A 206-nucleotide genomic window follows, 5' to 3' on the forward strand; every position below is an offset into this window, starting at 1 on the left:
CGACTCCAGCACCTCCGCCTCCGAGGCCTGCACAGAAACCATCGCCCCGCCATCCGGCAACGCCTGCATCAAACGCCCACGCGCCGCCACCAGACGACACGCATCCCCCAGCGAGAACACCCCCGCCACATGCGCCGCCGCGATCTCACCGACCGAATGCCCCAGCAGATAATCCGGCCGCACCCCCCAGCTCTCCAGCAGCCGGA

The 206-nt window shown here is 69.4% G+C and carries 1 protein-coding gene; it reads right to left on the reverse strand.

Going from position 1 to position 206, the window contains the following annotated elements:
- Positions 1-206: acyltransferase domain-containing protein (locus ADK64_RS16695; RefSeq protein WP_159046272.1), on the reverse strand; the 206-nt coding region annotated here is incomplete at both ends.

Origin of the sequence: Streptomyces sp. MMG1121 (assembly GCF_001280015.1) — a bacterium.
Taxonomy (GTDB): domain Bacteria; phylum Actinomycetota; class Actinomycetes; order Streptomycetales; family Streptomycetaceae; genus Streptomyces.